Below are 24,671 nucleotides of genomic sequence, written 5' to 3' on the forward strand. Positions count from 1 at the left end.
ACAAAGGATATCACTTCGATCAGGGCTAAAGAGAGATATAGTTCTTCTATGTTAGTATTGACAATAAGATCAAAAAAAACAGTTTAGAAATTTCTAAACTGTTTTTTTATTAAAATAAGGTAACCTGTCCATCGTCATCCAATTGCACTTCCGAATCATCAATACCTTCCGTTTCAATTACTTCAGGAACAACTTCTTCAGGTTCTTCATAAGGCAAAGGTTCTAATAAATTTACCTGTTTGAGTTTATCTGTCGTCAGCTGGTTTCCGAGTGCCTTAAATCCTTTTACAGCAATAAAAGCTTCGATATCCACAGTCATATTTTCTTTCTGCACTCCTTTGACTTTGGTAAATACTAATTCTGCTACTGGGCGGTAATCTGTCGCTACAATTTCCAGTCTGGAATTAGCATGTTCCGTGATGAAACATTCTTCTTTATTTTCGGTTTCAACCAAGAAACGTTTCAGAAAGTAACGCTCTTTTTCACCGTCATAATAAATTGCCGAAATTGGTTTCTTCGGAATCCATTTTTCCAAAACAATCATGTCTTCATCAAAGTGAGTTGACAATTCAGGCGTTACAACTTTCAATTTTCCGCCTTGCGAAATAATCAAAATCTTATCACTCGGCCTGAATTCCCCCAGCAGTTCACCCCTTGCATCAACATTCAATCGCTGCACAGTATCGTCAAACCAGATTTTTCTTGGCAGTAAAGTCGAAATACCTTTCTCCTTCAACTCAATTTTCTTGATTGGATATTTCGTAACCAGATTCCCTTTAGAAGCGCGTCCTTTAATTGCCAAAGACGCAAAATCAATATCAAATTTCAGTTTCTTAATACTTCCAACTTGGCGCAGTAAAATGGTAATTACCTCCGCTTCACCATTTGGATTACATGAAAAATATAAGGTTTGTGATCCTTTAGTTTCATTGGTCAAATCGTACAATTTATCTCTGGTCACGCCGGAAACATTGAATCGTTTAATATATGATGGCCCTGATTTTCCGTCACGGTAAATCATGTTATAAATGGTGCGTTTGTCACTTTTGTCAAAAATCGCAACGTGAATAATGTCTTTCCCGACAAAGGTTTTGGCATCGACTTTTGTAATCATCATTTTTCCGTCGCGCATAAACAAAATCACATCATCAATATCCGAACAATCAGCAACATACTCGTCTTTTTTTAGACTGGTCCCTACGAAACCTTCTTCTCTGTTTACGTACAATTTGGTGTTTCTCAAAACCACTTTTGTCGCTTCGATATTATCAAAACTGCGCAGCTCCGTTTGACGTTCTTTTCCTTTTCCGTATTTCTCCTTTAATTTGGTGAAATATGTAATAGCAAAGTCAGTAAGGTGTTCCAGATTATATTCAACCTCTTTCATTTCGTCTTCCAGCTTCGCTATAAAATCATCAGCTTTATCAGAGTCGAAACGAGTAATACGAATCATCGGAATCTGAGTCAAACGCTGTAAATCTTCATCATTAATTTCTCTGACAAATGATTTCTTGAACGGCTCAAATCGGTCGTATAAATATTTATATAAAGACTCTCTGTCTCCATACAATTTGAAGTCAATATACATTTCTTCACGGATGAAGATTTTTTCCAAAGTCGAGAAATGCCATTTGTTTTTTAATTCCTCCAATTGGATTTCCAATTCCTGACGAAGCAGATCAACCGTTCTATGCGTTGAAATTTTCAGCATTTCCGAAACTCCGATAAATAACGGTTTGTTATCTTCGATTACGCATCCCAAAGGAGCTACCGAAGTTTCACAGGCCGTAAAAGCAAATAAGGCATCGATAGTTTTGTCCGGAGAAACGCCCGGAAAAAGATGAATCAAAATCTCTACTTCAGCCGCTGTATTATCTTCAATTTTCTTGATTTTGATTTTGCCTTTTTCATTGGCTTTCAAAATACTGTCAATCAAAGTTGTCGTATTTGTCGAAAACGGAATTTGGGTAATCACCAAAGTATTTTTGTCAAGCTGGCCAATTTTAGCACGAACACGAACACGTCCTCCGCGCATTCCGTCATTGTAATTCGACACATCTGCGATACCCTGAGTCAGGAAATCCGGATAAAGCGTAAATGGTTTTCCTTTCAATATCTTGATTGAAGCATCTATCAGCTCATTAAAATTATGAGGCAGTACTTTAGTCGAAAGACCAACCGCAATACCTTCGGCTCCCTGTGCCAAAAGCAGTGGAAACTTTACTGGAAGATTGTTCGGTTCAGCACGGCGTCCATCATAAGAAACACCCCAATCAGTGATTTTTGGCGAATACAAAACCTCCAAAGCAAATTTTGATAAACGTGCTTCGATATAACGAGAAGCTGCAGCGCCGTCACCTGTTAAAATATTTCCCCAGTTTCCTTGGCAGTCAATCAATAATTCCTTCTGTCCAATCTGCACCATCGCATCACCAATACTCGCATCTCCGTGCGGATGATACTGCATGGTGTGACCAACAACGTTGGCAACTTTATTGTAACGGCCGTCATCCAGCTCTTTCAAAGAGTGCATAATACGGCGCTGAACTGGTTTGAATCCGTCTTCGATAGCAGGAACGGCACGCTCCAGAATTACGTACGAAGCATAATCAAGGAACCAGTCTTTGTACATTCCGGTCACTTTCGTAATCACGTCCTCGCCTTCTTCTTCCTGATTTTCGTAAAAATGTGCGCCTTCAAAATGTCTGGCTTCTACTTCAATACTTTGATCTCCGTCCTGATTGTCATCAATCGGGTTTTCGGTGAAATTATCCTCGTCGTCATTTGGAATTATGTTATCGTCTTCTTCGTCTTTCATTGATTGAAATCGATTATTATTTTATATATTCTATTCTTAATTCTTCTCTAACAAATTTCTCCTCAGCTTCAACAATACATTTAAGTCTCAATTCTAATACTCTTTCATCATCCAAATCATTATAAGCTTCACGCATATCATCTGTTATGAATAATTCTTTAAATTGTCCTTTATATTGAATGTTTAAAAGAAAAGATAAATCTTTACTGTTTTTAATTAAATCATTTAATTCATTATCTCTTTTTACAATATAAACTAAATTCTCAGTAGCCTTTTCATTTTTAAATAATTTATACTCAACAACTCCTTTTATATTTTTCGAGTTTATTGATTCTCCATTTAAAATTTCATCCTGATTTATTGAATAATTTACCATAAAAAGAGCCAAAGAAGTTCCTCTAGCGCTTCCAAAATCTATTAACTTAGGAAATCCCTTTGTTTTAAACTCTATAGATGGAGCAATGTATATAGGAGTCGTATTTTCATTTTGAATAAAACCATTAAATTTTTTATATGCTAATCTTATATCTGCCAGATTATAAATCGTAAAATAATTAGAATAAGAAGTTATCCAAAACCATTTCTTCAATTCATTTATTTGCGTTTCAGTAGGTAATTTTACTTTATTAAAAAAATTAATAATAAATATTAATTGATATTGTGATGAAATAAATTTACTATTCAATACTAATAAATTATTAAAAAGAAATTCTACAGTTTTCTCAAAATTTGACAATGCATTTAAAGAAACGTCTATAAAATTTTCCTCACTAGCCAATTTCTCTAATTCTTCAGTAGTTTTAGCAATATCAAAATAAGCTTTTTCTTCATCAAAAGCACTCAAAACACTTTGTAAAACCAAATTTCTTTTTTTCTTTTTATCATTTTTTGAAGTATAAAAATTATATTTAGTTAAATTTTCAAAAAGCTTATCTATTTCACTCCCAAATCTAAAATTACGTTGCTTATTATAACTCAATGCTGATACTTTCCAATCATCTGAAACAATTTCACCTCTTGAATTTAATCTTGAAAAAATATTTACAGCTTCTTTAATTGTACCTCCAATTAGTTCAATTGCGGGAATGTCATAACTTGAAATTTTAGCTCCGAAATTTTTATATCTATTAATAAAAAGTTTTTTTTCTTCGTCTGAATAACCTAATGAAACAAGAGAGCTTGAAAAGTCAAAAAAATTCTCACCATCAATAAAATAATACAATGGAATTTGATAAAAAGCCAAATCATTTTTTGATTTTCGATTATACTCAAATTTATCTTCCTTTAAATCATAATAAATATCAAAATTTGTTTTCCAAATTTGTTCATCTCTTTTGAGATGAGTTTTTTTTGAATCTATAAAACAACCAAACAAAGTTGACAAACGTTGAAATCCGTCAAGAATATATTGAAATTCTGAATTTGTATTTACTAAATAGTAACCACCAATCATCTGAATTTCTTCATCTATTAAATCATTTTTAACAGATGAATCAGGTTTCCAAAAAAGAACAGAACCAATAGGAAATCCATTTTTTAAACTATCTAATAAATCCTTTTTTTTATCATTACTCCAAACAAAATCTCTTTGAAAAGGAGGTATCTGAATCATGCCCGCTTCAAATTCACTTAAATAATTTGACAAACGCCTTACTTTGGTACTTATTTCTAGTTTGCTCATAAAAGCCTTTTTATTTCATGAATTATATGATCAAATTCATTGCGTTCAACTTCATCATGGATTGAATTTATTCTTGTTTGATGATTAATCCTGCTTAACATATCATCCCTTGAAACTGTAGCAAATTCATTCGAAAAATTGACCTTAAAGTTTTGATATTTTACTGAAAATCCAAGTCCTAAAATTTTGTAATCATCTTCAGAAATATTACAATATAATTTTTTGATTTCTGGCTTTAATTCATTTCTATCTTTAACCTTAACAATGTTACTTTCTTTATCGAAATAAGAAAAACCTTTCTCAATATCTAAAAAATCCATTTGATGGTTATTTAAACGAAGATATGCTTTAACATATTCTTTCTTTACATTATCAGTTTCATAATTTATATAAACTGAATTAGGAATGTAATTTTCCTTTTCCCTTTTATACCAAATATGATAAGGAATGTTCCTTTCTTTAAAATAGCTAATTTTATGAGGAGGTAATTGTTGTTGTGATACAGTACTCCCATCTTCACTAATGGAACAATATTCTCGATCACTATCTTTAATGACGAAAGTCCTTAAATATTCAGATTTATCTTTAGTTAAAAAAGGATGATTGAATGATTCATTAATTTTCCCTTCTATAGCATTATTATTTCCACCTCCTAAATTTTCATAAACTAACCACCCTTCCTCTTTAGCATAATTTATTTCACTTTCAAAATCAAAATTTCGTATAATTGAATTTATGAAAGGAGTTTCATATTGACTATTCTCTACTAAAATTGACAAAGGTTGTTTTAAATAAATCTTAGCTTCTATTATATTGAAAGTATTTGGACTGACATTATCCTCAGAAATATTTATAGTCAATTTATTTTTAATTTTCCTAGTACTTGCTATAGTAAACCTTTTTAAATCATCTTTGTCACGTTTTCCTAATTCTTGATACCATAGAGTTTTTGACAACTCTTCTAAATCAATATCAATCCAGGCATGTTGTCTTTCTTTTATTAAAGAAAAAATTGCATCCAAATCGATATATTTATCTGATTTATAAAAACAATCTTCTTTAACTTTAATTTGCATTATATTGGCGCTTTTTTTGATTTCTTCTCAATTTATAAACTTCATCCAAATTTTCGTTAAAAACATTATCCGGCCAATCTTCAATTTCACCATCTTCAGAAATTTCTAAAGAAACTAACTTACTGCATTGCTCTTCTTTCACAAAATCAACATAATAAATTTTAATATCATTAGATGTAAAAGCTATTTCTGGATCAGCAATTATACTTTGCAACCTCAAAATAAAGTTTTCAGAATGTGTCTCTATTAAATAATTTCTATTATTGTCTTCTATATACGAATCAACAAATCTTTCAGCCAAATTACCATGAGCCGCAGGATGCAAATGAGTTTCTGGCTCTTCTATAATTATAAGTGTTGGTTTTTCAACCTCCATAAAAGATCTCAAAATTAAAGGAAAAGACTGACTTATTCCCGAGCCTGTATTCACAATATTGATTGGCTTATTTGTTTCATTTTTTAATGTAATTTCATAAGATATAACTGATCCTGATATTTGACCAACTTCTAATCTCCAATTTTCAAAATTTTCATAATACCAATTACTTAAAGATTTATATATGGGATTTTGTTCATCGTAGTATTTTGCATATAAAGAATATGAATTTTCGCCATTTATTCCAACTTTAGTAATTTCTGATGCGTTCTTTTGAAAATTAGGTTCCGGTTTAATTCTAAAAGCTTCAACATAATCAAAATTAATTGTCTCTACTGGTTTTGTAATTTCAGGAACAAAACCTTTAGCTTTAGTAGTCTTTAAATCTATCTCAATACTATTATAATTTAAACTCCTTAATCTAATATTGTTGTGAATATCTCCGATAATTGAACATTTTGCAATTAATCTATTGTCTTCTGAAATTTCAAAATCTAACGAATCATTTGTAATCTCTCTATTATAAAATATATCCTCTGGATTTAAACCTATTCTAACTTCCTCAAATTTAGTTTCAAATGGTTGAGAAAATTTACCACTTAAACTTCCTGCAATTAAAGTTGGTAATTTTGCAACAGCACTCTTCCCACTATTATTTTTACCAATTAAAATAGTAATCGGTCTTAATTCTAGTGTTTGCTTTTCTTTAAAAAGCTTATAATTTTTAAACGATATTTTATTTATCATTTTTGTTTTATTTTTATTCTGTTACAAACTTAACTATTATAAACTGTTATTCAAATAACAATATTTGTATAGTTTAAGAAACCGTAAACAACTCCTTTAATTCTTTATTACTCAAATTACCAATCCAGTTTTCACCAGTAGAAACCGTCATTTCGGCAAGTGCTTTTTTGGCTTGAATCATATCGTTTATTTTTTCTTCGAAAGTATTTTTGGTAATAAAACGATGCACCATCACGTTGCTTTTTTGTCCAATTCTGTAAGCACGGTCTGTGGCTTGGGCTTCTACCGCAGGATTCCACCATAGGTCAAAATGAATGACGTGATTGGCGGCAGTAAGATTTAAACCTGTTCCTGCCGCTTTCAATGACAGAATAAATACTTTGTCGGCGCGATTGTTTTGAAAACCGTCTACCATTGCTGTACGCTGTTTCAGGTTACAGCCACCATGATAAAACAATGGTTCTTCTTGGTATCTTTCGGTTATAAAATGTTTTATCAAATTACCCATTTCGGTGAATTGAGTAAAAATCAATACTTTTTCGCCACTTTCAACAATACTGTCAAGTTTGTTAAACAACAATTCCATTTTGCCGCTTAACGAAGCATCGAGAATATTGTTTTTTAAATATTGTGTGGGATGGTTGCATATTTGTTTGAGTGCCAAAATCATCTGGAGCACCAATCCTTGTCGGACAAAAAGAGCCTTGTCATCACTAAGATCGAGACTATCTATATCCTCCATAGCTTTTTGCAATGTCTTTTCATACAAACTGGCTTGTTCATTGGCTAGAGTCGAATAACAATCCATTTCGATTTTGTCAGGCAAATCAGAAATAATTGATTTATCCGATTTTAACCGACGCATCATAAAAGGAGCGGTCACTTTCTTCAAGTTTTCGGCAACAGCCACGTCATTAAACTGCTGAATCGGGTTTCCGTAGGTTTCGTTAAACTCTTTGATATTGCCCAAAAAACCTCGATTGCTATAATCCATAATACTCCACAACTCACTCAAACGGTTCTCGACCGGTGTTCCGCTCATTGCTATAAAATGGTTGGCACCAATGGTTTTAATCGCTTTTGTTTGCTCGGTATTGGTGTTTTTTATATTTTGTGCTTCATCTATTACCAGCGAATGCCATTTTTTCTTTTTTAATTCCTTGGCATCACTGCGCACGATTCCGTAAGAAGAAATCAAAACATCAAAATCATCCTTTTTATCAAATTTTCTAGTGGCACCATGGTAGATTTTGGTTTTTAGACTTGGGGCAAATTTGGCTATTTCGGTTTCCCAATTGGTCAAAAGTCCTGTTGGTGCAACGACCAAGGCTTTTTCTTTTTCAAGTAATCCATCTTCCTTGTATTTCAGTAAGGTGGTAATCACCTGCAGGGTTTTCCCTAATCCCATATCATCGGCAAGAACAGAACCAAAACCAATTTTAGCATTACGGTACATCCATGAATAACCACGATGCTGGTAAGGTCGCAACTGGGCGTTGATGCCTTTTGGCAATTCAATTTCGGAGAAATTTGTAAGTTCAGCAATCAAATCCCGAACGTCATCCGTCAAACCAACTGTTGCACCTTGATATTCTCCGCTCAAAGCGGCTCGCAACATTTCGAAAGCCGAAAATTCTTTGGTGGACGAAAAATGCTTGTGCAGCTTTTCTAATTCATTTTGATTGACATAAATATACTTGGATTTGTATTTGAGTAATCCATCTGATTTTTTGAGTAATTTATGAAATTCTTCTTCGCTCATCAAAGTATCGCCAATAGCCACTTGCCAGTCAAAATCGAATAATTTTCCGAGTGTAATAAAGGATTTACCTTCGGGTTTTCGTTTGATTTTAAGACTCGCTTTGGGTTTTAAAATATCCTGCAATGATTTTGGAAGCAAAATATCAATATCCAAAAGCTGAATGGCAGGAATCATTTCCATCAAAAAAGGCGTAAAAACTGCATTGCTCATAACCATTTTTTCAGCACCCTTACTGTTTATATATCCATCTAAACCAATAATAAAGGAGCTTAATTGAGTCAGACTTTGTAGAATTTCGTAGCGGTTTTTATCAAATTTTTTTAAATTTAAAATATCATATAAACCATAAGGTGCTTCATTAGGTTGTTGCTGCTTATCCTTTATGTTTAGTGTAATCAAAAAATCATCTGATAGTTCACTAACCACAATCTGGGGTTTATAATTGCCTTGGGCAATAAAATATTTTTGTGTCCAAGCTGAAATACCGCCACTCAAAGCTTCTTCCCCTGGTTTTTTGAATCCGTAAATTTCATTTCTGAAGAACAGATTCAGAAACAAATCCTGATTTGGAACATCTTCCAGAATATGTATAACTTCAGTCAAAAACAACGAAAGCAAATTGAATGCCTGATTCTTATTTATCACTTTCTTTCCTTTTTTTTCTTCCCAAAGAAAAATGTCCGGTGGTAAAATATCTTCTAATTTTTGAACCAAATCCCGAACATCCTTACTCAGCATTGCAGGCAGCCAGCGTATGGAAAACTCCTTATTTTGCAATTGTACGATTTGAGGCACCACCGCACCATTGGCCAAAAGATGCACAGAAAAATGTAAAATCGTATGCAGGGAAGCCGTCGAAGGCTGATAGTCTAGGGTTTTAGAAGAATGAATTTGGGCTATTTGCTGCAGAAAATGAAGAAACGAAAACTGGGTTTCGTTCACAAAAACCTTGGATTGATAAGTTTCGTCTATCGTAATTTTATTCTGGCTGTGTGAATTTATTTTTTGTTCCTGAAGACTTGCCTTTAGAAACAAATTCTCCAATGCTATTTTGCCCTGAACCACCTTCTGGGCTGCTTTTACCGTTCTGGCAATTTTGGAACTGTATTTTTCCTTAAAATTTCCAGCACCTTGATAAAAAGCAGGAAAATCAGCCAATAAAGCGGTTAAGGGTTCATGTATAGGCGATAACTTGGAAAAAGATAATTTCTTGTACGCATTGTCAGGATTGTAATCTGACGTTTTTTTCTTTTTGGAATCAAAGTACAAATCGGTAATCTTCGGAATTTCAGAAGTGGGGGCATTTACAAAAATCCCCAGCTTATTCAATTCTTCAATCAAATTCACTTGGTGCAGCTCAAATACCAAAAATGGGTTATTATCAATTTCGGCACTCACTTTATAGACCACGGCAGCCAAGTGCTTGCAGGGCACCGCCCAGTCGGGACAGGAACATTGCATCTTGAAATCAGTCCACTGTTTCGGAAAAACTTTCAAACCTAAATTCTCGGCAATAATTAATACCTCGGGATCGAGTTCTCGGTTTAGCAATTTAGAAATTATAGTTGGTTTTTGGGCTAACTGACTAATAAAATTCCCTAATTCGGGGTCGAAAAAAGGCGGCAAAGTAATGTCAACATTATACGGTTTAGGCCTGCTACCTGCAACTTTGGCTTCTATTCTATTGCCTTTGATGGTAATTTTGGTTACAGAGCCTTTATTGGCATAACTTTTTCCTCTTGGCAAACGATTATCATAATCTATATTCGATAAAGTGTTGAGCCATTGCAGTCCCCACCAAGTTTTTCCATATGTATTGGACATTTTATTTTTATTTAAGTTATTTTTTTGTTTCTCTATACTTTCTTCTTCCCGCAAAAAGGACAAAAAACAAACATATTTTCTACCTGTTTTTGGCATTTTTTGCAAATGCTAAATGTATCTTTATTTCCATAGGATTCTGCCGCAACTGTTTCTTTGAACTCGTCTGGTATTTCTTTTAAAAAACGGGAAGCATTTCCTTTTTCGGTAATCAGATACAGTTGATCTTTGGCTCGGGTTATCGCTACGTAAAACAGCCTGCGCTCTTCTTCCATCAAGCTATCGTGATTGGCGGGTTTTATAACTTGAAAAATACGGTCTTCCAGCCAAATATCAGGAAATCCTCCGTAACCGTCCGTCAAACCGATTATAAAAACCACTTTTGCTTCCAAGCCTTTTGCCCCATGAATGGTTTTTCCCTGCACTTTTAAATCTTCGTTTCGTAAAGCGAAATAATAGGGCTGATACATTTTGCTACGGCGGTACAAAAACAAAATATCATCATTTTTGAATCCTTCATTCAATAATTGACGTACTTTTTCAACACAAAAAGCCACATTTTCATCTTGATTATTCCCTTCGTATTCCATTATTTTAAAACTGGAAATCTTGGAAGCAAAAATTTCTTTTTCTATCTTAAATTTATTGTGTTTGATGACTTCGTTACTTGCTCCAACAATACTTTGCGTACTGCGGTAATTCAGATTTAATTTGATAGTTTTAGCACTTTCAAAATTTTGATCAAAGTTCAAAATACAATCTACATTCGACCCCCGAAATCCATAAATACTCTGCCAGTCATCGCCTACACAAAAAAGCTGCGTTTTCTCTGTCAGCAACAGCTTTATAATTTCAACCTGAAGATTATTGACATCCTGAAACTCATCGACCAGCAAATACTGATATTGTGTTTGAAATTTTTGAAGTATATCCTTGTTGTTGTTGAATAACGAAACCGTTCGACTGATTAAATCGTTAAAATCCAGATACGATTTATTAGTGCAATAACCCAAAAATTCTTTAACCAAAGGCATGGCAATGCTATAAAAAATCCGGATCCTTTCGTGAGGATCGGCTTGTGATTTGGCATAGATATCGTCCCAATTACTGCCCTCAACTTTGAGCATATCACAAATGCGAATGGCTTGAAAAACAAAATCTTTAACCTCTTCCTGATAACGTCCAAACTCTTCCTGATAAGACAAAATCAATTCACTCTTATAATTTTCGGACAAACGTCCTTTTATAATTTTGTCTAAAACGTGATTGAAAAGAGCCGAATCCTCCGTCATCTTCTCATAAGTTTTTACACATAGAATATTGCCTTTAGCAAACTGTTCGGCTTTGTTTTTGAACGGAAAGCTTTTATTGGAAATGTGTTCCAAATAAATATTGGCATCTTCAATATAAAAATCAGGTTTAAAATCGAAATCTTTTATATTAATTTGTGGTTCGTATTGATAAACAATGCTATGTCTAAAAAGCCAATCGGCTATATATTGCTCTGATTTTGAACGCACCTTTTCGCCTCGAAGCGTCGTATATATTTTTCCGTCTGGGTACAAATTAAGGTTTTGGAACTTTTCGGTATGGATTTTATCAACCACATAATCCAACAGATATTTTTTGAGTTTCAAAAGGTATTTGGTGTTTTCACATTGCCTGATGAGCAGTTTATGAAAAACTTCGAAACTGGTTTCTGGAGCGGAAAAAACCAGCATTGGATCATCGTCCTTTTTCTTGTCTTCGGATATAATTTTGAATTTATTATCAAATTCCTTTACCCCATAATTTTGCATAATTTTATAACACAAACTATGAAAGGTCCGAATGGTTAGATTTTCAATCCATTTGTACTTTTTGATATAAATAAGCCGCTGACGGTTTTTCTCGTCAAATTGCAATTTCTTATCAAAGATTATCCGCTCATACTCTCCAGATTGATCCGCTTCAATAATCAAGCGGTCTATCATTTCGTTGGCCGCATTCTTGGTAAAAGTAATGGCCAAAATTTCGGAGGGCTGTACTTTTTTTTCAGTAATTAAATACTTTATTTTCTGTAGTAAAGTTTTGGTTTTTCCCGAACCAGCGCCTGCCAAAACCAAGATGCGTTTTTCTTCTGCTTTTACAGCTTCAATTTGGCGGTCGTTGAGGGTTTCGAGAGACATTTTATAGCGTTTGTATTAAATCCAATTATTTAAAACCCTTTTTTTCTTAAAAACTCATATTCTTTACTATCCTCACCATCTTCCACAAAAAGTTTAATTCCAAATTTCTTAAATAGTTTTCCCATATCTGAATAACAGTATTTTTGAAAACCCTCAAGATTAACCGAATTTCTTGATCCGATGCAATTAATACAAAACTCATTATACCCAATGATTCTGTTTTTATTATCTCTAAACAAAATCATGTGCCTTGGATCATAACAAGCTGAAGATACTTCTTCTGGAACACAAGTATCACAAACTATCAAATTAAGCAATTCTTTCTCTTGATTTTTATTTAAAACGACCCTTTCCTGTATCATTGTACTATCAAAAGTCAGTTTATAATTATCTACCAGCATTTTATAAGAAGCCCGTTCTCCTTTATATTTTACAGTGTCCCAAATAATTCTGTTATAATAGGAGACCAATTCAATTTTTGAAAATTTCTTTATGGGAAAATCTCTTTTGTTTATTGTTTTACTGACTGATTTAACAAAAGGAACTGCTTCATCTTCTATAATATTCTTTGCCTTTTCATTTTTACAAGAAACCAAAACAAGGACAGTAATCAAAAGTATAATTTTCTTCATTTAATAAATTTATTTACTTTCAAGAAGTTGTTTTAAAACTTCAACACTTGGTAAAACAGTTTTGTATTTACTGGCAAAAATCTGTTCGTTATTTTCTGGTAAAGTATATTTTACTACAGCTTCACTCTTATTTTGACAAAGTACAATCCCGATCGTTTTGTTCTCATCCTCCAAGCGTATCTCCCTGTCATAATAATTGACATACATCTGCATCTGACCCAAATCCTGATGCTTTAATTCTCCTATTTTCAAGTCAATCAAAACAAAAGATTTTAATATTCGGTTATAAAAAACCAAATCAATTCTGAAATGTTTATCGTCAAATGTAATTCTTTGTTGCCGTCCAACGAAAGTAAAACCGTGACCCAATTCCAATAAGAAATGCTCCAGCTTATTGATAATTTCTTCCTCTAATTGTGATTCCGAATACTGATGTAATTCTGGTAATCCCAAGAACTCAAGTATATAAGGATCTTTGATAATATCTTTAGGTTTCTCAATGATCTGTCCTTTTTCGGAGAGTTTCAAAACCCCCTCTTTGTCTCGGCTTAAAGCCAATCGTGGGTAAAGTGCCGAATCATATTGCGTTTTAATTCGCGAACACTCCAATTGTATTTCTCGGACTCAATTTCGTAAAAACGTCTTTCCTTTTCATCGTCAATTCGCATTAAGAAAATATAGTGCGTCCAAGTTAGTTTGAAAAACGAAATCAGTGATTGCGTTTTTTGGTTTTCAAAAACCCCAGTCAGTGACTGCGCTTTTCCAAATTTAAATTCCCCAGTCAGTGACTGGGTTTTTTGAATTTGGAAAATCCTAGACACTGTCTCGGAAATTGAGTAAGTCAAATAGAACTTTCTCATGTTCTCTATATTGACTAAAGAAAACCCTTTTCCAAACTCCTTTGTCAACTGTTCAGAAAGTCCCTTTAAAAGCTGTTTTCCATATTCAGCCCTGTCTTTTCCGTTTTGTTCTTCTTCAACAATGATTCTTCCTATTTCAAAATAGGTATAAACCATAGTTGAATTTACTGTACGCAAAACCTGTTGCCGGGCATTTTGCAATAACTCGGCAACTTGCTTAAATATGACTTTATTTTGTAGATCGTTCGCCAATAATATGCTGCTAATTTTTAAGCTTCCTCAATCACATCCAATTCCACTTTCAGATTCTTGATAATAAAATCCTGTCTGTCCGGTGTGTTTTTACCCATATAGAAAGACAACAGCTGTTCTATCGAAGTATGTTTGTCCATCATGACCGGATCTAGGCGGATCGTGTCTCCGATGAAATTCTTGAACTCATCTGGCGAAATCTCCCCCAAACCTTTAAATCGGGTGATTTCCGGTTTCGGCTTTAATTTTTCGATAGCCTCTACACGCTCTTCTTCAGAATAACAGTATATCGTTTCTTTCTTGTTTCGAACCCTGAAAAGCGGTGTCTGTAAAATATACAAATGCCCTTCTTTTATTAATTCAGGGAAAAACTGAAGAAAAAAAGTAATCAGCAATAAACGAATGTGCATACCGTCGACATCAGCATCGGTTGCGATTACAATGTTGTTGTAACGCAGTTTTTCCAGTCCGTCTTCAATGTCAAGTGCAGCCTGCAGTAAATTGAATTCTTCGTTTTCATACACAATTTTTTTACTCATTCCGTAGGAATTCAAAGGCTTACCGCGCAGACTGAAAACTGCCTGTGTATTCACGTCACGGGATTTGGTAATCGACCCGGAAGCCGAATCCCCCTCGGTAATAAAAAGCGTACTTTCAAGGTTTCGCGGATTTTTGGTATCCGGAAGATGCGCTCGGCAGTCTCTTAATTTTTTATTGTGAAGATTTGCTTTTTTGGCACGGTCTGTAGCCAGTTTTCTGATTCCTGATAATTCTTTTCGCTCTCGTTCTGCCTGCAGAATTTTACGCAATAAAGCTTCAGCAGTCGGCGGATTTTTATGCAGGTAATTATCTAATTTGGTTTTAATAAAATCATTTACAAACGTACGAACTGAAACCGGCGGTGTTCCATCATCAGAACCCATATCCATCGATCCCAATTTGGTTTTGGTCTGTGATTCAAAAACAGGTTCCATTACCTTAATACTGATCGCACTGACAATCGATTTACGAACATCAGAAGCTTCAAAACTCTTGTTGTAAAACTCACGAATGGTTTTTACAATTGCTTCACGATAAGCGGCTAAGTGCGTTCCTCCCTGCGTAGTATTCTGACCATTTACAAAAGAGTGGTATTCCTCGCTATACTGAGTTTTACTGTGAGTAAGAGCAATCTCAATATCATTATCTTTCAAGTGAATAATTGGATATTCCAAATCCTCAGCATTAATGGTTTCTTCCAATAAATCGCGAAGACCATTCTCTGAATAATATTTTTCACCATTGAAAATAATCGTCAGACCATTGTTTAGGTAACAATAGTTTTTGACCATTTTGATGACATATTCCAAACGGAATTTGTAATTTTTGAAAATCGTTTCGTCCGGCGTAAAAGTAACTTTAGTACCTTTTCGCTTTGTAGTTTCGATAATATCTTCTTCGGAAACTAAATTCCCAGCCGAAAACTCAGCTGCTTTTTGTTTCTCTTCGCGTACCGATTCTACTCGAAAATAATTCGAAAGCGCATTCACGGCTTTTGTTCCCACACCATTCAAACCAACCGATTTCTGAAAAGCTTTGGAATCGTACTTTCCTCCTGTATTCATTTTCGAAACTACATCGACCACTTTTCCCAGCGGAATACCGCGGCCGTAATCACGAACCGAAACCGTTTTGTCCTTGATAGTTACCTCAATTGTTTTCCCCGAGCCCATCACAAACTCGTCGATACAGTTGTCGAGAACCTCTTTTAAAAGAATGTAAATACCATCATCCGGCGAAGAACCATCTCCGAGTTTTCCAATGTACATCCCGGGACGCATACGGATATGTTCTTTCCAGTCGAGAGAACGAATATTATCTTCGGTGTATTGATTTTGATCTGACATTTTGGGATTTTAGCGAATTTAACTGCTTTCTGTTCGGCATTTGCCATTTACAAATACCGCGAATGTGCTAATGTAGTGTAATTCGGGAAAATTTAAAAGAGGAAACCCGCAAAGTTATCAAGAATAATATTGACAGAAGAGTGTGAATTTTATAATAAACTCATTAAAAATTTATTGCTCCCTTTTTGGCATTATTTTAAAAACAGCAATTACAGAACCTGAGGCATATATTTTTATAAATCTTCCGTCTCTTTTTGTATAATCCACCTCAAATTGTTCTAAATTATCATCTATTTTATTAGGATTAACACTTATCGTATCTCCTTTCGTTGCATATCTAATTTCTTGATTTTTTGAACGGTTTTTAATTTTAAAATTTATTTTTTGATTCCCTCGAACTTCTATCACTCCATTTATTGGCTCAACAATTTCAACCTCTTTACTGAAATATTCATCAAAAAAAAGAGGTCCTTTCAAAAAAAAGACTTCATCAAGACTTTTATTATCCCATACCTTTGAAACAGGCATGTGTTTCGCAAAGAAAATTTTCGGATTTGAATCAAAATAAATTGGATTAAATTTTTTAACCCATAAATTATTTTCATTAATAATTTCGCCCGCTCCCCAAGTAACATCAACCAATCGCCAAGTTCCATCTATCATTACTGCATTCCAAGTATGATTGATTGCAATTTTTTTTCTGCCAATATCATCAAATTTAGTTTTCGAACCTCCTTCAATAATTTGTCCCTGCAATCCAACCAATGTTGCTAAATGATAATACAATAGAGAATATCCGCTGCAGACAGCTTTCTGTTTTCTAAAAACAGTGTTGATTTCCTTATTTCTAATTTCATGCCATTTAAAATCCCTCTCTAATTCATTATCATAAGAAAATGATTTTGCAGGTTTTGGATTCAAATAGGTTTCAATATCATAATTTATATGTAAAGCCATCCATGTAAAAACAGCTCTTGCTTTGTCACCTTCAGAGGTAAAATCTTGTTTTATTTTATTTGCTAATTCCAAAGGACTACTAAATGATGATGGGTAATACCCTACAGCCTTATCAACCCGCTGATAGTCTTGAGAATATATTGAATTAAAAAAAAAGAAAACAAAGAACAGTCGAAATATATTTTTTTTCATCTAAAAATTGGTTACAATTTCTTTCAGCTGATTATTCAATTCAGTATTTGAAATAACATTAGCTTCCACATCAAAATTATCATTAAAACTTGGTAAAGAAAAAACCGCCTTAATATCGGCATTAAAGCGAGGAAAATTATTTTTGGCAATTTCCAAAACACTTGCTCCGCCTCTTGCTCCAGGCGAAGTAGCCATTAATAACATTGGTTTTTCCTGAAATATTTTTCCGTTTATCCTCGAACACCAATCGATTGTATTTTTGAAAGCAGCACTATAATTACCATTATTTTCGGCAAGGGAAACTACCAAAAGATCAGCAGAGGCTATCTTTTCTAAAAACGCTTGCGCTAAAGAATGCTGCCCAATCACAGCTTCTTTATCTACACTGAATAATGGCATTTCGTAATCGTTTAAATCCAAAACTTCTACTTGAGCATTTTCGAATAAACTGGATGCATAAGTAACTAATTTTTTATTGATGGATTTTTTACTGGGGCTTCCGGCAAAGGCGATGATTTTCATAGCATTATGTTTTATATCAATTAATTATTTTTTACTTTTTTATATTCTCTGATTTTTCCAAAGTTTTTTAAATTCAAAACCCGCTTAAATTCGTTTCTTGAAGGCTTTAGAATAAATAAAGTAGAGTCAATCATAGTTGATTTTATTTTTGTTAGTGAATCCATTCTTTTAAAATCTTCTTCAGAATAAATGTATTTTATTTTAAGGATATTCTTTTCTACATTGATGGTTTTTATTTTCCAATAAATCGAATCTTTGTAATTAAGCACCAACTCTCCATCGATTCGTTTTGCTTTTTGAGTATCCGAAAAAATAAAAAATGTATCAATCTGTTTATTTGAAAACTCAATAGAATCACCAATATACCTGTAATCATAAACATCATTATTGAGTTTTGAAATATATTGATCACCTTTTAAATCAAAAAAAAACTTTTATAGAATCTAATTCTTTTTTGTGAAATCGGGATTTGTTATAATACTCCTGAAAAATCATTTTGTCAGTAATATTAAAATAAACAGAATCCGAATCCATAAAAAGCCCTCTGAATTTATTTGGAATTTTAGACAATTCTGAATCATTTATAGGCTGCGGGTTTTCAAAACGCATAGCAAAACCTTCTTCCTCAGGGACATCTGCTTTTTTACAAGCCACTAAAAACAGAAATCCCAGAAACAAAAAGCATACTTTCATTTTATAGACAAATAATTCAAGGTGAAATGTACGTATAAAAATCATAAAATCAATTCAAATAATTTTAGATCACGACATTCGCATTTAAAAAAGATAAACACGAATTTCACCAATTAACACTAATTCTTATCAAAATTGAAATCAAATTTTACAGTTTCGAATATTTTGTGTAATTAAACAGTAATCTTAATTCGTGCAAATTAGTGTAATTAGTGTCAGAAACTTTTATAAGCGAATGCCGTGATTTTAGATCAAAAAGGAAATTAAGTCCATAAAAAAACCTACAGGTTTTACTCCTGCAGGTTCTCTATTCTCTATGTTCTATTCTCTAAAAAACTACACGTTAAATCTAAAGTGCATTACATCACCATCTTTCACAATATATTCTTTTCCTTCAACTTTGAATTTACCGGCTTCTTTAGCTTTAGCTTCAGAACCATATTGAACGTAATCATCGTATGAAATCACTTCGGCGCGGATAAAACCTTTTTCAAAATCAGTATGGATAACTCCAGCAGCCTGTGGTGCTGTAGCTCCAATATTAATAGTCCAGGCACGAACTTCTTTTACACCAGCAGTGAAATACGTCTGCTGTTTCAATAACTTGTAAGCTGCACGGATTAAAACCGATGCACCTGGCTCAGTCAATCCCATATCTTCCAAGAAAACCTGACGCTCTTCATAGCTTTCCAATTCAGTAATATCAGCCTCTGCTCCTACCGAAAGGATAATTACTTCAGCTTCTTCATCTTTCACTAATTCGCGAACTTGATCTACATACTTGTTTCCTGAAACTGCCGAATTTTCATCAACATTACAAACATACAATACGGGTTTTGCAGTAATCAGCTGAAAACTCTCCAGCAAAACCTCTTCCTCATTACTTTGAGGAGTAATAACCCTCGCTGATTTTGCCTGCAATAAAGCTTCTCTGATTCTATCCAAAAGCGCTTTTTCAGTCTGGGCTTCTTTGTTTCCGGTTTTAGCTGCGCGGTTTACTTTTTCTAAACGTTTTTCAACAGTTTCCAAGTCTTTCAGCTGTAATTCAATATCAATTGTTTCTTTGTCGCGGATAGGGTTTACATTTCCGTCAACGTGAACAATATTATCATTATCAAAACAGCGCAAAACGTGAATAATAGCGTTACATTCTCTAATGTTTCCAAGAAATTGATTTCCTAAACCTTCCCCTTTACTTGCTCCTTTTACCAAACCTGCAATATCAACGATATCTACAGTTGCCATCTGAACACGTTCTGGTTTTACTAATTCTTCTAATTTATTAATTCTTGGATCTGGAACGTTTACAACACCAATATTTGGTTCGATAGTACAAAACGGAAAGTTTGCACTCTGCGCTTTTGCATTTGATAAACAATTGAACAATGTTGATTTTCCAACATTTGGTAACCCTACAATTCCTGCTTTCATGGTATGTCTGTTTACAAATAACAGCGAACTGCTACTTATTTTTTTGAAATTCTTTTTTAAAGTGTGCAAATATAATATTTAAAAATGCTAGTAAAGCAATTTTTTGAAATTAAAAGCTGTCATGTATTTCTTAATATTATTTTTAACATTTTACAGTATTTATGTTAAAAATGACTATATTTATACCAATAAACAACCAATTACCAAACAATACAACCAATTATGAAAAAAATTATTCAATTATTCTTTTTGCTAAACATCACATTTATGTTTGCACAAAAGGAAGTATCAGGAGTCGTAAAAGACAAAACAGGCAATCCGCTTCCAGGAGTTAACGTTCTTGAAAAAGGAACTAAGAATGGTGTACCTACTGATCTCAATGGTACATATAAACTAAACGTAAGCGAAGGAGCAACTTTGGTATTTAGCTATATTGGCTACAAAACTATTACTAAACCGGTCACCGGGCCTATAATTGACGCAGATTTATCTGAAGAAAGAGAACAAGAGCTGAAAGAAGTACAGGTCGTGGGTTCCAGAAACAGTAAAAGAACCGTTGTAAATTCTGCTGTACCCATCGATGTTATAAGCATGAAAGAGATTACTACTCAAAGCGGAAAGATAGAAGTTAACCAGCTGCTTCAATACGTCGCACCTTCCTTTAACGCTAATAAACAATCTGGATCTGATGGAGCCGATCACGTGGATCCTGCATCTTTAAGAGGAATGGGGCCGGACCAGACCTTAGTTTTAATTAACGGAAAAAGAAGACATCAATCCTCTCTTGTTACTCTTTACGGTACTCGCGGCCGAGGAAATACAGGAACCGACCTGAATGCTATTCCAGCATCTGCTATCAAAAGAATTGAAATTTTAAGGGATGGCGCTGCAGCACAATATGGTTCGGATGCTATTGCCGGAGTAATCAATATTGTTTTAAATGATAATGTTGACCAACTGAATGGCTCTATTACTTATGGCGCATTTAATACCAATGCAAAAGGTGATTTTTTACCAGGAACTCCAAATACGAAAGATTTTAGATTAGATGAAAATGGAAATGGCAACACTTATGGCAAAAACAAAACCTTTGATGGCAATGCGGTAAAATTAGGTGCAAATTATGGTGTTGCTCTTGGCAAAAATGGTGGTTTTGCTAATTTTACCACAGAGTATTTCAGTAAAGACAAAGTATTACGTCCTGGGTATGATTTCCGAAAAGGTTTTGGCGAAGCATCAATGGACAGTTTCAACTTTAGCGGAAATTTATCTGTTCCCGTATCAGACAAAACCAGTGTTTATGCTTTTGCAGGAAGAAATTACAGAGATACTGATGCCTATGCTTTTACAAGAAACAGCGGTAATGCCAATGTGGTAGAATCTGTTTATCCTGGAGGATATACTCCCAGAATCACTTCTATAGTCTTAGACAATTCAATAACAACCGGGGTTAGAACAGAAACTGAAAGTGGCTGGAAAATTGATATCAGCAACACATACGGAATAAATAAATTCCATTATACAATTAAAGGAACAATGAATCCTTCTTTATTAGAAGCATCACCTTTAGAATTCGATGCAGGCGGACATAGTCTGGCTCAGAATACAACCAATTTTGACTTAACAAAAAATTACAGTAAAATTTTAAAGGGACTGAATTTAGCCTTTGGAGCCGAATACAGAACGGAAAATTTTATCATTTTTGCAGGTCAGGAAGCATCTTATTCAACTTACGACACCGATCGGCAGGTTATTACTAACCCAGCTACCCAGTCTCCTCCTGTGGATCCTGTTTCCGGTGATCCAAGACCAGGAAGTTCACAGGGTTTTCCAGGTTACAGCCCTTATAATGCAGTCGATAAAAACCGCAGCAATCTTTCATTATATGCTGATTCCGAATTGGATATTACAAACAGTTTCATGCTGAGCGGTGCCGTCCGCTATGAAAATTACAGTGATTTTGGCAGTACTATCAATGGAAAGTTAGCTTCGAGACTTAAAATCACGGATCAGATTAATTTAAGAGGATCCATCAGTACTGGTTTTCGAGCTCCTTCATTGGCTCAATCGTATTATGGTCTTCACTTTACTAACATAGATTCAAATGGAGCAACAGAGATATTGCTTTCACCAAACAACAGTCCTATAACAAAATCTTTTGGAATTCAAAAACTAAAAGAAGAAACTGCTTTAAATGGTTCATTGGGAGCAACAGGTTCCTTTGGAAATTTCACAGCTACAATAGACGGCTATTACATTAAGATAAAGGACCGAATTGTATTGACAAGTTATTTTGACGCATCGGGTTTAGGATTAGGAGTCGATCAGACACAATTTTTTGCAAATGCAGCTGATACAAAAACACTTGGGTTGGACGCTGTTCTTGCATGGAAAAAAAGATTTGGCGACACAAACCTTAGTGCTGCCCTTGTAGGCAATATTAATCATATGGAAATTACAAAAGTTAATAACGGGAATCTTGATGCAGAAACTTTTTTCGGTACACGTGAACAGCACTTTTTATTAGCTTCTGCTCCAAAAAGTAAATTTGGTTTAAATCTTAATTATTCTCGAAATAAATTCGATGCTGGATTAGCTTTTACCCATTTCAGCGAAGTTATTTTAATTGACTATTCAGGCGAAGAAGATGTGTACAGCCCTAAAACTATAACTGATTTAACAATTGGATACCAAATAACAAAAGAATTAAAACTGACAGTCGGCAGTAATAACCTCTTCAATGTTTATCCGGATAAACAGGATGAAACTGGTAATACCGAAGCTGGAGGATACTGGGATGCTGTACAAATGGGATTCAACGGAGCTTATTACTACACGAGGCTAGGTTTCACTTTCTAAGGCAATAAAAAATAAAGGGCTGTCGAAAAAGCAGTCCTTTGTTTTCAAATTTTAAAATCCTAAAAGTCATTGACAAAAAAACTTATGCTTATAACACTTATGTTATTATGTTCAAAAAAAACTTGATTATTTACTAATTTTATTAATTATCTCTAATTCTTTAGCCGTAGGAGTCAAACCTGAAAAATTCCAATATTCTGTCAGAATAGAATTTTTTGCATTAAAGAGTGTTTTGTCTTTAAAAACCTGACTATCTTTATAAGTAAAATTCTGAATATTAAAATTAGTCGTAACTAAGTTATTCAATATCTCAATGTTTTTTATTTCATTCCCTGTGTTAACGCTGTAATTAATCTCCTCATTGGAACTGACTAAATAATAGTTTTCAAAATCTGCTCTGTAATTTGTTTTAAACTTAGACTTGATTATATTTTTGGCACCTTTGGCTGTGTTTTCCTCAACTGCCGCCAAAGCTTCTGGTGATATAACCGCCGTCACTTCTATTATGAGTTTTCTTTTAACATCATAAACAATTTTAAAATCGTCTAACAGCTCTTTAGATTTTTCGTCAGGAATTGGAGTAGCTATTATATTGTTATAGTCTTGATTTAAAGTATTTACTTTTACAATAAAATTGTACTTTTTTCTTATTTTATCATCTAATAATGGTCTCAAAACAGAAAAAACATAATATTTTTCCATCATGGAATTTAAATTATATCCTAGCAGATCTGAAGAAATATCATCATCTACCAAACCAAAAGATCTGTTTTGCTCTAATAATAAAACTGATTTTACCTTTTTTTGATCTTTATATAATTGAAAATTAATGAGTCCGTCATTAAAATAGGCATAATCTCCATTTAATTTAAAAAACTCTCTGGAATACACTTTCAGTCTTGCAGGTACATTCAGTGTTTTAGTAGAATTATTAACTAGATCTTTAATAATTTCCTGAGGATCTTTGTTAGTTATTACAATATCATCCAGTGTATTTAGTTTACTTTTAAGATAAAAAATATTCTCCGGCTGATTTAATGAAGCCCACTTTATTGTAATTGGCAGATAAGAGGAATGAGTAACTTTTAAATTTGAACCTCCCTTAATTTCAAACACCACAGTACCTTCAGCGTTAGTCATTAAAACCTGTTTTGTTTTTAAAACCAAAACAACAGCCTCATCAATTGGCTGATTGGTGTCCAAATCCAATAGTATTATTCTTTTTTCATTAATTTGTGAAAAAACAGTAAAACTTATTACAAACTGAAGCAAAACAAGTATTCTTCTCATATTTATTCAATATAAATAACTAATTGCTGAAAGATATTCTAAAAATATAAAAAATAAATCATAAGCTTAACATTTCCAGAAGAAAAGAAATCAAAAAGTAAGTTTTTTATCTAAAAAAAAATACCTGCGTAAAACACAGGTATATATTTTGTATAATCTGACTGCTGCTATTCGTTATGCAGAAAAGACTGTCTGTTTAACAAAGTCTCTTCAGATTCAACATGATTATCATCTGGAATACAGCAGTCAACAGGACAAACAGCTGCACATTGAGGTTCATCATGAAAACCTTTACATTCTGTACATTTTCCTGGAACAATGTAATAGATTTCATCAGATATCGGCGTTTGTGCCTCATCTGAATCCACTTCGGTACCATCTGGCAAAATTACTTTCCCTCTTAATTTTGTACCATCTTTATATCTCCAGTCATCAGCACCTTCATATATTGCTGTATTTGGGCACTCTGGTTCACAAGCCCCGCAATTGATGCATTCGTCAGTTATTATAATTGCCATCTTCTTTAGCTTTATGCTTTAAGCTTTATGCTTTAAGCTATTTTTTTAATATCTAATTTTTAATCTAAAGCTTATTGCATAAAGCCTAGTGCCTAATGCTAAAAAAACTTATTTTTGTGCAAAATTACAA

At 33.6% G+C, this 24,671-nt stretch carries 17 protein-coding genes; 1 reads left to right on the top strand and 16 read right to left on the bottom strand.

Annotation, left to right across the window (positions count from 1 at the left end):
• Positions 1-109: 109 nt before the first annotated feature.
• From OZP07_RS15900 to ychF, 14 genes are all read right to left on the bottom strand, one after another.
• On the bottom strand, positions 110-2,818 hold the full coding sequence (locus tag OZP07_RS15900; protein WP_281635877.1) for a DNA gyrase/topoisomerase IV subunit A: 2,709 nt from the start codon (positions 2,816-2,818) through the stop codon (positions 110-112).
• A 16-nt stretch (positions 2,819-2,834) separates the two neighbouring features.
• Positions 2,835-4,499, bottom strand: coding sequence for a DUF262 domain-containing protein (locus OZP07_RS15905; protein ID WP_281635878.1), 1,665 nt, complete (start codon positions 4,497-4,499; stop codon positions 2,835-2,837).
• Positions 4,496-5,575, bottom strand: coding sequence for a hypothetical protein (locus OZP07_RS15910; RefSeq protein ID WP_281635879.1), 1,080 nt, complete (start codon positions 5,573-5,575; stop codon positions 4,496-4,498). Before OZP07_RS15910 ends, OZP07_RS15905 begins: the two co-directional genes overlap by 4 nt.
• Positions 5,565-6,698, bottom strand: a complete 1,134-nt coding sequence (locus tag OZP07_RS15915; protein WP_281635880.1) for an AAA family ATPase — start codon at positions 6,696-6,698, stop codon at positions 5,565-5,567. The genes OZP07_RS15910 and OZP07_RS15915 overlap by 11 nt, the downstream gene beginning before the upstream one ends.
• A gap of 73 nt (positions 6,699-6,771) precedes the next feature.
• Positions 6,772-10,284: an SNF2-related protein gene (locus OZP07_RS15920; protein WP_281635881.1), complete on the bottom strand. Its 3,513-nt coding sequence runs from the start codon at positions 10,282-10,284 to the stop codon at positions 6,772-6,774.
• 32 nt (positions 10,285-10,316) lie between these two features.
• Positions 10,317-12,449 (bottom strand): UvrD-helicase domain-containing protein, encoded by a 2,133-nt coding sequence (locus OZP07_RS15925; RefSeq protein WP_281635882.1) that lies wholly within the window; start codon positions 12,447-12,449, stop codon positions 10,317-10,319.
• A 29-nt stretch (positions 12,450-12,478) separates the two neighbouring features.
• Complete coding sequence (locus OZP07_RS15930) at positions 12,479-13,081, bottom strand: hypothetical protein (protein ID WP_281635883.1); 603 nt, start codon at positions 13,079-13,081, stop codon at positions 12,479-12,481.
• 9 nt (positions 13,082-13,090) lie between these two features.
• Entirely contained in the window at positions 13,091-13,609 is a 519-nt protein-coding gene (locus OZP07_RS15935; protein WP_281635884.1) for a PDDEXK nuclease domain-containing protein, read from the bottom strand.
• A 20-nt stretch (positions 13,610-13,629) separates the two neighbouring features.
• Positions 13,630-14,193, bottom strand: coding sequence for a DUF1016 N-terminal domain-containing protein (locus OZP07_RS15940; protein ID WP_281635885.1), 564 nt, complete (start codon positions 14,191-14,193; stop codon positions 13,630-13,632).
• A 17-nt stretch (positions 14,194-14,210) separates the two neighbouring features.
• Positions 14,211-16,079, bottom strand: a complete 1,869-nt coding sequence (locus OZP07_RS15945; protein WP_281635886.1) for a DNA topoisomerase IV subunit B — start codon at positions 16,077-16,079, stop codon at positions 14,211-14,213.
• A 171-nt stretch (positions 16,080-16,250) separates the two neighbouring features.
• Positions 16,251-17,228, bottom strand: coding sequence for a transglutaminase domain-containing protein (locus tag OZP07_RS15950; RefSeq protein WP_281635887.1), 978 nt, complete (start codon positions 17,226-17,228; stop codon positions 16,251-16,253).
• Positions 17,229-17,750, bottom strand: coding sequence for an NADPH-dependent FMN reductase (locus OZP07_RS15955; protein WP_281635888.1), 522 nt, complete (start codon positions 17,748-17,750; stop codon positions 17,229-17,231).
• A gap of 420 nt (positions 17,751-18,170) precedes the next feature.
• Positions 18,171-18,443 carry a hypothetical protein gene (locus tag OZP07_RS15960; protein WP_281635889.1) on the bottom strand — a complete coding sequence of 91 codons (273 nt, stop codon included), beginning with the start codon at positions 18,441-18,443 and terminating at the stop codon, positions 18,171-18,173.
• A 336-nt stretch (positions 18,444-18,779) separates the two neighbouring features.
• Complete coding sequence (ychF, locus tag OZP07_RS15965; protein ID WP_194639365.1) at positions 18,780-19,874, bottom strand: redox-regulated ATPase YchF; 1,095 nt, start codon at positions 19,872-19,874, stop codon at positions 18,780-18,782.
• A gap of 222 nt (positions 19,875-20,096) precedes the next feature.
• On the opposite strand from ychF, the gene OZP07_RS15970 reads away from it, so the two are divergent.
• Positions 20,097-22,733, top strand: a complete 2,637-nt coding sequence (locus OZP07_RS15970; RefSeq protein ID WP_281635890.1) for a TonB-dependent receptor — start codon at positions 20,097-20,099, stop codon at positions 22,731-22,733.
• Between the two features lie 126 nt (positions 22,734-22,859).
• Here OZP07_RS15970 and OZP07_RS15975 read toward each other — a convergent pair whose 3' ends face one another.
• Positions 22,860-24,023, bottom strand: coding sequence for a hypothetical protein (locus tag OZP07_RS15975; protein WP_281635891.1), 1,164 nt, complete (start codon positions 24,021-24,023; stop codon positions 22,860-22,862).
• Positions 24,024-24,190: 167 nt separating this feature from the next.
• Entirely contained in the window at positions 24,191-24,541 is a 351-nt protein-coding gene (locus tag OZP07_RS15980; RefSeq protein WP_194639370.1) for a 4Fe-4S dicluster domain-containing protein, read from the bottom strand.
• Between the last annotated feature and the right edge of the window lie 130 nt (positions 24,542-24,671).

Origin of the sequence: Flavobacterium marginilacus (genome assembly GCF_026870155.1) — a bacterium.
Classification (GTDB): Bacteria; Bacteroidota; Bacteroidia; order Flavobacteriales; family Flavobacteriaceae; genus Flavobacterium; species Flavobacterium marginilacus.

Excerpts from the sequence above, each read along its gene's own strand:
- OZP07_RS15900 (WP_281635877.1), bottom strand. The coding sequence starts at position 2,818 with ATGAAAGACGAAGAAGACGATAACATAATTCCAAATGACGACGAGGAT.
- OZP07_RS15905 (WP_281635878.1), bottom strand. The coding sequence starts at position 4,499 with ATGAGCAAACTAGAAATAAGTACCAAAGTAAGGCGTTTGTCAAATTAT.
- OZP07_RS15910 (WP_281635879.1), bottom strand. The coding sequence starts at position 5,575 with ATGCAAATTAAAGTTAAAGAAGATTGTTTTTATAAATCAGATAAATAT.
- OZP07_RS15915 (WP_281635880.1), bottom strand. The coding sequence starts at position 6,698 with ATGATAAATAAAATATCGTTTAAAAATTATAAGCTTTTTAAAGAAAAG.
- OZP07_RS15920 (WP_281635881.1), bottom strand. The coding sequence starts at position 10,284 with ATGTCCAATACATATGGAAAAACTTGGTGGGGACTGCAATGGCTCAAC.
- OZP07_RS15925 (WP_281635882.1), bottom strand. The coding sequence starts at position 12,449 with ATGTCTCTCGAAACCCTCAACGACCGCCAAATTGAAGCTGTAAAAGCA.
- OZP07_RS15930 (WP_281635883.1), bottom strand. The coding sequence starts at position 13,081 with ATGAAGAAAATTATACTTTTGATTACTGTCCTTGTTTTGGTTTCTTGT.
- OZP07_RS15945 (WP_281635886.1), bottom strand. The coding sequence starts at position 16,079 with ATGTCAGATCAAAATCAATACACCGAAGATAATATTCGTTCTCTCGAC.
- OZP07_RS15950 (WP_281635887.1), bottom strand. The coding sequence starts at position 17,228 with ATGAAAAAAAATATATTTCGACTGTTCTTTGTTTTCTTTTTTTTTAAT.
- OZP07_RS15955 (WP_281635888.1), bottom strand. The coding sequence starts at position 17,750 with ATGAAAATCATCGCCTTTGCCGGAAGCCCCAGTAAAAAATCCATCAAT.
- OZP07_RS15960 (WP_281635889.1), bottom strand. The coding sequence starts at position 18,443 with ATGAAAGTATGCTTTTTGTTTCTGGGATTTCTGTTTTTAGTGGCTTGT.
- ychF (WP_194639365.1), bottom strand. The coding sequence starts at position 19,874 with ATGAAAGCAGGAATTGTAGGGTTACCAAATGTTGGAAAATCAACATTG.
- OZP07_RS15970 (WP_281635890.1), top strand. The coding sequence starts at position 20,097 with ATGAAAAAAATTATTCAATTATTCTTTTTGCTAAACATCACATTTATG.
- OZP07_RS15975 (WP_281635891.1), bottom strand. The coding sequence starts at position 24,023 with ATGAGAAGAATACTTGTTTTGCTTCAGTTTGTAATAAGTTTTACTGTT.
- OZP07_RS15980 (WP_194639370.1), bottom strand. The coding sequence starts at position 24,541 with ATGGCAATTATAATAACTGACGAATGCATCAATTGCGGGGCTTGTGAA.